Annotated in this window: 11 protein-coding genes; 5 read left to right on the forward strand and 6 right to left on the reverse strand. The window is 45.0% G+C overall.

Annotated elements, in window-relative coordinates:
- On the reverse strand, window positions 1-258 hold a 258-nt coding region (locus V3S16_RS17670), incomplete at its 3' end, for an NAD-dependent epimerase/dehydratase family protein (protein WP_413887365.1).
- A 405-nt stretch (window positions 259-663) separates the two neighbouring features.
- Here V3S16_RS17670 and V3S16_RS17675 point away from each other — a divergent pair.
- Window positions 664-819: a helix-turn-helix domain-containing protein gene (locus V3S16_RS17675; protein ID WP_413887367.1), complete on the forward strand. Its 156-nt coding sequence runs from the start codon at window positions 664-666 to the stop codon at window positions 817-819.
- A 231-nt stretch (window positions 820-1,050) separates the two neighbouring features.
- On the opposite strand, the gene V3S16_RS17680 is transcribed toward V3S16_RS17675, so the two are convergent.
- Complete coding sequence (locus V3S16_RS17680; protein WP_413887369.1) at window positions 1,051-1,344, reverse strand: HigA family addiction module antitoxin; 294 nt, start codon at window positions 1,342-1,344, stop codon at window positions 1,051-1,053.
- 322 nt (window positions 1,345-1,666) lie between these two features.
- Between V3S16_RS17680 and V3S16_RS17685 the strand changes: the two genes are divergently transcribed.
- Both V3S16_RS17685 and V3S16_RS17690 read left to right on the forward strand, forming a co-directional pair.
- A complete protein-coding gene (locus tag V3S16_RS17685) occupies window positions 1,667-1,930 on the forward strand; it encodes a hypothetical protein (protein WP_413887371.1) in 264 nt (87 codons plus the stop codon).
- 3 nt (window positions 1,931-1,933) lie between these two features.
- Window positions 1,934-2,299, forward strand: a complete 366-nt coding sequence (locus V3S16_RS17690; RefSeq protein WP_413887373.1) for a type II toxin-antitoxin system PemK/MazF family toxin — start codon at window positions 1,934-1,936, stop codon at window positions 2,297-2,299.
- A gap of 180 nt (window positions 2,300-2,479) precedes the next feature.
- On the opposite strand, the gene V3S16_RS17695 is transcribed toward V3S16_RS17690, so the two are convergent.
- A complete protein-coding gene (locus tag V3S16_RS17695; RefSeq protein WP_413887375.1) occupies window positions 2,480-3,151 on the reverse strand; it encodes an NAD-dependent epimerase/dehydratase family protein in 672 nt (223 codons plus the stop codon).
- A 459-nt stretch (window positions 3,152-3,610) separates the two neighbouring features.
- Here V3S16_RS17695 and V3S16_RS17700 point away from each other — a divergent pair, with 459 nt between their 5' ends.
- Together V3S16_RS17700 and V3S16_RS17705 are read left to right on the forward strand one after the other, a co-directional pair.
- Window positions 3,611-3,868, forward strand: a complete 258-nt coding sequence (locus V3S16_RS17700) for a hypothetical protein (protein ID WP_413887377.1) — start codon at window positions 3,611-3,613, stop codon at window positions 3,866-3,868.
- The gene (locus V3S16_RS17705; protein ID WP_413887384.1) at window positions 3,865-4,254 is read left to right on the forward strand and encodes a type II toxin-antitoxin system VapC family toxin; all 390 of its coding nucleotides are present in this window, start codon (window positions 3,865-3,867) and stop codon (window positions 4,252-4,254) included. The genes V3S16_RS17700 and V3S16_RS17705 overlap by 4 nt, the downstream gene beginning before the upstream one ends.
- A gap of 115 nt (window positions 4,255-4,369) precedes the next feature.
- Here the strand turns inward: V3S16_RS17705 and V3S16_RS17710 are convergent, their stop codons facing one another.
- From V3S16_RS17710 to V3S16_RS17720, 3 genes are all read right to left on the reverse strand, one after another.
- Complete coding sequence (locus V3S16_RS17710; protein ID WP_413887378.1) at window positions 4,370-4,879, reverse strand: DUF3368 domain-containing protein; 510 nt, start codon at window positions 4,877-4,879, stop codon at window positions 4,370-4,372.
- Window positions 4,872-5,174, reverse strand: coding sequence for a UPF0175 family protein (locus V3S16_RS17715; protein WP_413887380.1), 303 nt, complete (start codon window positions 5,172-5,174; stop codon window positions 4,872-4,874). The genes V3S16_RS17710 and V3S16_RS17715 overlap by 8 nt, the downstream gene beginning before the upstream one ends.
- Before the next feature lie 389 nt (window positions 5,175-5,563).
- A partial coding sequence (locus V3S16_RS17720; RefSeq protein WP_413887382.1) for a GxxExxY protein occupies window positions 5,564-5,967 on the reverse strand: 404 nt, incomplete at its 5' end.

A 5,967-nucleotide genomic window follows, 5' to 3' on the forward strand; every position in this document is an offset into this window, starting at 1 on the left:
ATTTTCCAGGTAAATCAGACTGCGACGGTTGTTGACATTCGCCAGAGGGATCGGTATGCCGCGAGCCACAGTTTCTAATAGACGCAAAAAATTTGCTTTGACGCCAGGTCCGTAGACCAAGGGAGGCCTTAAAACAACCACCTCCAGGCCGGTCTCTCGAGCAATTTCATACAACGCCTGTTCCGCCTCCCATTTGCTAACCGCATACGGATCCTGCGGCTCAGGAATATCTTCTTCAGAAAAAAACTGTTTCGACACACTTCCCTGACCTCCGACCTCCGACCTCTTTACCCAGTTGAATAGGGTTCCCCCAGGGAAATTCAACCGGGACGACCTCCTTGGCACGACGTAGCGTTGCGTAGGCGGCTGACCCTTTTTTCCTAATCCGTGTAATCTGCGTAATCTGCGGATCGATCTCTGCTTCTGCATAATGCCCGGCCGATAAAACCATTCGCGCCGCTTACAAGGATATTCATTCCATATTTCCCTTAATCTTCGAGAGACCGTTTGAAATAATACCTAAAAATTAAACCATCTATTGATGTTTTTACGCCAATCGGTATTATACAGATGTGTATAATACACTTCAGTAAAATACTCTAGAATCGAAGCGGAAGACTATATCTTTATGAACCCTGTCAAACGGAAGCGCCTTGAAAAGGGATGGACACAGGTAGAGACTTTGCCCGTCGAATAGGTGTAAAACAGGCGACCGTGGTAAAATGGGAACGGGAAGGCGCTGTTTATCGCAAAGCAATCAGACAAAAGTTAGCAAAAGTGTTTGGAATAAGCGAGACAAGTTTCTCTTATGAACTATAGCTTTTTGCTGGACTTTAAATTTAAATTCCCACTGCATGTTGAAGCGAAGCGGAAATCCCGCATTCGGGGCAGCGCGTGATGAATTCAAATGAAAGATAAGATCCTTTTTAAGGCGAAAGTGCGGTGTCGCAGGTAAAATCAGGGTTTTTCTATCCTTAATCGTGTCTGAACGGCCTTTTTGTTCAGACAAATACTATGGATTGATGTAATCTAGTGGTAAACTTATATATATCAAGAGGATGCCATCTCCCGGGGTAAAATGTTCTCAAGTTCAGGACCAATTTCCTGACAAACCAGATCAAGTTCATAAGCTTGCTGAAGGTTCAGCCAAATATTTGGACCAGTGCCAAACCACCTTCCTAATCGAAGTGCCGTATCAGCGGTAATGGATCTTTTACCTGCAATAATCTGGGAAATCCGGTTCGCCGGGACGTGTATAATCCTCGCCAGCTCAGTTGCTTTTATGCCAAGTTCAGCAATTTCGTCGGCGAGAATTTCCCCTGGATGAATAGGTGTACGTGTCATTTTTAGCTCCTTTTATATGAAAATAGACACAGCCTCAAAAAAACACAGTCATTTTACTCAGATAACGTTTCCTAACAAGAGTCGTTTTCATGACTGGTTTCGCTCCTAAGGCATGAAAATTAAAGATAATCGGTAATTTCGACGTTGTGTAGACCATCTTGGAGCCATTCAAAACATATTCGCCACTGGTCGTTGATGCGGATACTGTTTATAAAGTAATGGAATGTCCCCAAGAACTCACGGATAAATTTTTCATGGACAACAAATTACACATTGACATCAACACCTTTTATGTGTATAATTTTGACTAAAAAAGGGTGAAATGAAAACTACGACAAAAAACACAATTCGCCGCAGCATCGCACTCCCAAATGAATTGGTTGAAGAATTGCGCTCTATAGCCCCTCCTGAACTCCGGGATAACTTCAATCGCTTGGTCACGTTCATTTTGATCGATTTCACAAGACGTCAAAAAAAATGTCAATTTGAAACAGTCATGGCTGAAATGGCCAATGACCCTGCAATCCGGGAAGTGTGCTCTGTTCTGTCCGAGGAGTTTACGGAAGCGGAAAACGATGGTTTGTGAATTATGATCAAGCGCGGCGGAATTTATCTGGTAAATTTGAACCCGATTAAAGGACGGGAGCAGGCGGGCCGCAGACCCGTCCTCGTGATATCAAGCGACGCCATAAATAAACAACCGCTTGTTGTTTCAGTTGTGGTAGGCACAGATGCCCAGAACGTGCCAAGAGACTACCCCACAAACATACGAGTGCCATCAGGTGATACGGGCCTTCCCAAAGATACGGTTTTTCTTTGTTTCCAAATTCGCTCCCTGGATCCTAAAAGATTTTACGATCCAAAAACAAAGCAACCTCAGTTGATCGGAACCATGCCGCCACAGCGAATGAAAGAGGTTGTCGAAGCCCTTAAGCTGGTACTCGAGATCGAATAGACTTTGCCTCAGATCTCTGTCCTTTCCATCCAGTCATCTTTAGCCAGTGGAATAGGGTTTACCCCGTGAAATTCAAAAGGGCCATCCCGAAGGGATTCACCTTCTAATCTTCCCTATTCACTATTCAAGATTGTGACACCACATCCTTTCGGCGATTTCTTGCAGCACCAACTCCGCCTTTCATTTGCTAACCGCATACGGATCTTGTGGCTCAGGAACATCTTCTTCAGAAAAAAACTGTTTCGACACACTTCCCTGACATCTGATATATGACCTCTTTACCCAGTTGAATAGGGCTCCCCCAGGGAAATTCAACCGGGGCGACCTCTTTACCCCGTGAAATTCAACCGGGGCGATCTCTGTCTTTTCGCGATTTCCGGCTTCTGACTTCCGATATCTGATCTCTGATCTCCGGCCTCCGACTTCTGTCATTTTTTTCCTAATCCGTGTAATCTGTGTAATCTGCGGATTGTCCTCCGTCCTTTCCCCATTTACCTTGACAGAACTGATGTAAACCAAACGCTTCACCCCTGCCTCAGCAGCCTGCCGCGCCAGACGTTCAGTGCCGGCAATATTCACCAGCTTGAACGCAGCGAGCGGATCAGCAGCGCGCGCGCGCATAACATGCACGCGTGCCGCCAGATGAACAACCGTGTCAATGCCCGCCAGGGCATCTTCCCACTCCGTATCCGGACCGATATCACCGACCAGCACCTCCTCAACCCTCGAAGACAGAGCCGTCATTTTGGTCACGCCCCTGACCACCCCACGCACATGGTACCCATCAGTAATCAATTTATAGCAGAGCACTCTCCCGATAAAGCCGTTGGCGCCTGTTATTAAAATATTCAATTTACATTTCCTATCCGCAGACCCGCCTGTCGAAGCGAAGCGTAGATCCCGCTATCGGGGCCCCGCCTGCCCTGCTTGCCCAATGGAATCTGTTTTCGTCTTTTATTCCATCGGGGTGGAATGTTTACCCCGTGGAATGCGAAGCTTATACCTCTGGGGCGAAGGCTATTTATCTGGGGCCAGACAAACCGGAGATCGCCTTTATCTCGACCTGCCCGCCACCCGCCCGGCATCGCAAGGCTTCAGCCGAGGCGGACGGGCGAGGCGGGCGGGCAATAACCTCATCATAACACACATAATCTGGTTGATACGTCTTATTCAGAGGTCGTCCTTTGCATAAAATTTCAACAACAGGCTGAGATTTACACGGAATTTCCTATTTTTAAAAAGTCTTCCTTTTTCTTGACAATTTTGGTCATAAGGCATAAGTTGAGTCAAAAAGACTTAGGAGGTGAGTCTATGGCACAGATAACTTTACGTGGTATGGCTCCGGAAATAGAACAAAAAATACGCCGAATCTCACGAGAGACTGGAAAGTCTCTTAATCGCGTCATTTTGGAGATGATCTATAATTATACCGGATTTAACAAAAGAGAGCAAATATCCCCGGCAGCTTCATTAAGAAAATTAGCAGGTGGTTGGAGTGATAAAGACGCTATGCAATTTTTCGAATCTATCAAGTCATGTCACCAAATTGATGAGAGCATGTGGAGATGAGGATCTTGTTGGACACCAGTGCTTACGTTGGATTTAAACGTAGCGTAGAGGTAGTGGTTGAAATTATTGTAAGTGCCGAATCGATTCTCTTTTCTCCTATTGTTGTGGGAGAGCTGATGTTTGGGTTTCGTAACGGTAATAGGTTTAAAAAAAACATGGATGATCTCAACAACTTCTTGCAGCATGAAGTGGTTGAGATTATACAAATCGGAAAAATCACTTCAGACCGCTATTCCAGAATTGCCTCTCATCTCAAACGTCAAGGCACTCCGATACCAAGTAACGACGTCTGGATTGCAGCTCAAGCTATGGAGCACGGAATAGAACTTATTACATCCGATCGGCACTTTGAAAATATTGCCAGCCTGGTCCATACAATTTTTTGACAATCCGCTTGGTTCCAATATCCATCACGTGATTTCCGTCATCTTTACCCAGTTGAATAGGGTTTACCCTGTGAAAAGCCGGGACAAAGCCGAGACAGAAAAAGGTAGTTCGCGTTTAATCTCTGGACAACTTCCTGGCCTTGCGAACAGCTTTTAGATAAACTTCTTCTTTCAGATAGAATCCAGACTGAATAATATTCTCGATGGTGGACAGGAATTCATCAAAGCCAAGTACGTGATCTTTGACGGCTTTCAAAATCAACCACAAGGTGCCGATAGGTCTAAGACCTGCCATTTCAGAGGCAGCTCTGGCCTTGACATCGTCCATGAGCACCGCTTCAATCCCTTTTTCCTTGGCCAGAGAGATAACCTCTACCTCACCGGGATGGATTGTGATTTCAATAGGATAGGTAATCTTGGCGCCTTGAACCAGTATCCAGCCCTGATTGATAGCTCTTTCCACACGATAGGCATCTTTTTCTCCAAGGCGTTTACCCTCAATAACTACTTCCCGATAAACAGCCTCAGGAATAAATACCTGTTTGACCAGGGTTTGGAGAAGGCTCAGTTTATTTGCTTTGGCCAAATAAATAAGAGGCGTTGCATTGGAAACGACCTTATCCATTGAGTGCCCTCAAGTCCTTTTCGAGTTCTTTCAAGTCATAAGAAGTATGGATATGGGCATGTTTCACTTCCTGAATAATTTCCCAGAGCGATAGATTACAGTACTGAGCCGCCTCCCAGAGCGTTATTATGCCCCCCTTATAGTCTTCCAGTGCATCCTGTATTCTGTGTTCTTTTAAGGCATAAAGTAAGAAAGACCGCAACAGGGCAGAGCGGTCAACACCTTTTCGAGCAGCCAACTCATCAATTTTTTTAACGTACTCGTCGTCTAAGCGCGTAGTTACAGTTTTAGCCATGACTTTCACCTCACTCTTAAAGTCTGTATGCAATTGCATTAATTGCATACAGACTAACTTGTATCTCCTGACAAATCAAGAATAAAAGCTTTCCAGAAATGCCTTCTTTTTTTACACTAATCGAGACCTTTGACCTCAGTCATTCGACTTCTGTCTTTTCCTGACCTCCGACCTCTTTACCCGGCCCGCCCTGTAGCTCCCCGTGAAAAGCCGGGAGATGGTACTGGGGTTGAATGGGGTTCCCCCAGGAAAATTCAACCGGGGCGACCTCCTTGGCACGACGTAGCGCTGCGTAGGCGGCTGACCTCTTTACCCCGTGAAATTTTTACCCAAAAAGTGTTTACCCAAAAGTGCCTTGGGCGGAAATGGATCCGCAGATTACGCAGATTTCACAGATTATAAACGAATCTCTTATATTCAAGAGATTTTGAACCGAAGTTGATTAAAAGACCGACTTTCAGTCCAGTGGCCTTAAGGTAGTTAATGAGTTGAGCTTCCTCAATTCCTGATAAACTGGAAATCGCTTTTATTTCAAGAATGATTTCGCCATAGCAAATAAAATCAGGCTGATAAGTTTTATCCAGAAGTTGTCCTTTGTATTTTATCTGAATAATGGGTTGGGCTTTGAATGAAATTCGTTGAATTGTAAATTCTCTATCAAGGGCTTCCTGGTATACCGCCTCAAGGAACCCACACCCCAGTTCTTTATGCACCTCCATTGCAGCGCCTATAATTTTGTGCGTTCTTTGATCTGCCATAACAAGTATTATTTTTCTGTGTAATCTGCGTAATC

The organism is Candidatus Desulfatibia sp., assembly GCF_036446775.1.
Classification (GTDB): Bacteria; Desulfobacterota; Desulfobacteria; order Desulfobacterales; family UBA11574; genus Desulfatibia_A.

Bases quoted from the DNA above. Each gene is read 5' to 3' on its own strand.
- V3S16_RS17675 (WP_413887367.1), top strand. From the start codon at position 664: ATGGACACAGGTAGAGACTTTGCCCGTCGAATAGGTGTAAAACAGGCG.
- V3S16_RS17680 (WP_413887369.1), bottom strand. From the start codon at position 1,344: ATGACACGTACACCTATTCATCCAGGGGAAATTCTCGCCGACGAAATT.
- V3S16_RS17685 (WP_413887371.1), top strand. From the start codon at position 1,667: ATGAAAACTACGACAAAAAACACAATTCGCCGCAGCATCGCACTCCCA.
- V3S16_RS17690 (WP_413887373.1), top strand. From the start codon at position 1,934: ATGATCAAGCGCGGCGGAATTTATCTGGTAAATTTGAACCCGATTAAA.
- V3S16_RS17700 (WP_413887377.1), top strand. From the start codon at position 3,611: ATGGCACAGATAACTTTACGTGGTATGGCTCCGGAAATAGAACAAAAA.
- V3S16_RS17705 (WP_413887384.1), top strand. From the start codon at position 3,865: ATGAGGATCTTGTTGGACACCAGTGCTTACGTTGGATTTAAACGTAGC.
- V3S16_RS17710 (WP_413887378.1), bottom strand. From the start codon at position 4,879: ATGGATAAGGTCGTTTCCAATGCAACGCCTCTTATTTATTTGGCCAAA.
- V3S16_RS17715 (WP_413887380.1), bottom strand. From the start codon at position 5,174: ATGGCTAAAACTGTAACTACGCGCTTAGACGACGAGTACGTTAAAAAA.